Here is a 1320-nt window from a genome sequence, read left to right as displayed (position 1 = left end):
CTGAGGCTGCCCCCTTGGAGTGGACACCCCTGACAATGGTTCTAGGAGAGCCAGGAGGGATGTCGAGGTGGGACGCCAGTCTCTGTACACGGAGGAATTCCGGAAGGACGCGGTCGCGTTGTACCGCGCGGCCGACGGTAAACGCACGTACGCGGATGTGGCCGCGGATGTGGGCGTCAGTGGCGAGACGCTACGGACGTGGGTCCGTAAGGACACCGCCCGTAACGGGCGGTCGCAGGACCGCAGTACCGGCGCCGACGGGACCGAGTCGGACGAGCTCGCGCGGCTGCGCGCGGAGAACGCCCGGCTACGTGGTGCGGAGAAGGAATGGCAGCTCGAACGCGAGATCCTGCGCCGGGCAGCCGCCTATTTCGCAAAGGAGGTGAAGTGAAGACCCGCCGCTGGGACTTCATCTCCGCTCATCGCGCCGAGTTCGGCGTGCAGCGGCTGTGCCGGGTGCTCGGGACCTCCCGCTCCGGCTACTACAAGCACCTGGCCACCGAGCCGGCCCGAGTCGAGCGCCAGGCCGAGGAAGCCGCGACGGTCGCCGAGATCCGCGCCATCCATGCCAAGCACCGCAGCGCCTACGGTGCCCCGCGGGTGCATGCCGAACTCCGGTCCCGCGGGCGCAAGATCAACCGCAAGCGGGTGACCCGGTTGATGCGAATCCACCACGTGGTGGGCCGGCACCTGCGCCGCGGCAAGCGCACGACCATCGCGGACAAGTCGGCTCCGTCGGTGCCGGATCTGGTGATGCGGGACTTCACCGCTACCGCTGTCGATACCAAGTGGTGTGGGGACATCACCTACATTCCGGTGGGCTCCTCGTGGCTGTTTTTGGCGACGGTGATCGACATCTGCTCACGCCGAGTGGTGGGCTGGTCCATTGCCGACCATATGCGTACCGAGCTCGTCACGGACGCGATCGAGATGGCGGTGCGCACCCGCGGCGGTGACGTCCGTGGCGTAATATTTCACAGCGACCGCGGATCTCAGTATACTGCAGCAGCTTTCGCAGATGTATGCCGTCGTCATGGGATCCGGCCGAGTCGGGGTCGGGTCGGGTCGAGTTACGATAATGCTCTAGCCGAGTCGTTCTTCCAGGGCCTCAAGAGGGAGTGGCTTTATGGGCGGAGTTTGACGTCGAAGTCGCAGGCACGGTTGGAGCTGTTCGAGTGGCTCTCGTACTTCAATCGGCGTCGTCGTCATTCCGCGCTGGGATATCTCACCCCGGTGGAGTTCGAACAACGACTCATCGCGTCGTCTACGCTGTCAGCTGCCGCATGAAATCCGGTGTCCACTCTCGAGGGGCAACCTCAG

Annotated in this window: 1 protein-coding gene; it reads left to right on the top strand. The window is 65.1% G+C overall.

The features are described from left to right. Positions 1-67 precede the first annotated feature (67 nt). Positions 68-1287, top strand: a protein-coding gene (locus tag QM806_RS40830; RefSeq protein ID WP_283295033.1) for an IS3 family transposase whose coding sequence is annotated in 2 segments (ribosomal slippage) — positions 68-323 and positions 323-1287 — 1221 coding nt in all. Because the reading frame shifts where the segments join, the coding sequence is not laid out codon by codon here. The last annotated feature ends 33 nt before the right edge of the window (positions 1288-1320 follow it).

The sequence above is a fragment of the Rhodococcus sp. IEGM 1351 genome, assembly GCF_030056875.1.
Taxonomy (GTDB): Bacteria; Actinomycetota; Actinomycetes; order Mycobacteriales; family Mycobacteriaceae; genus Rhodococcus_F; species Rhodococcus_F opacus.
The sequence above is the reverse complement of the archived record's forward strand: the minus strand, read 5'-3'. Positions and strand labels throughout refer to the sequence as shown.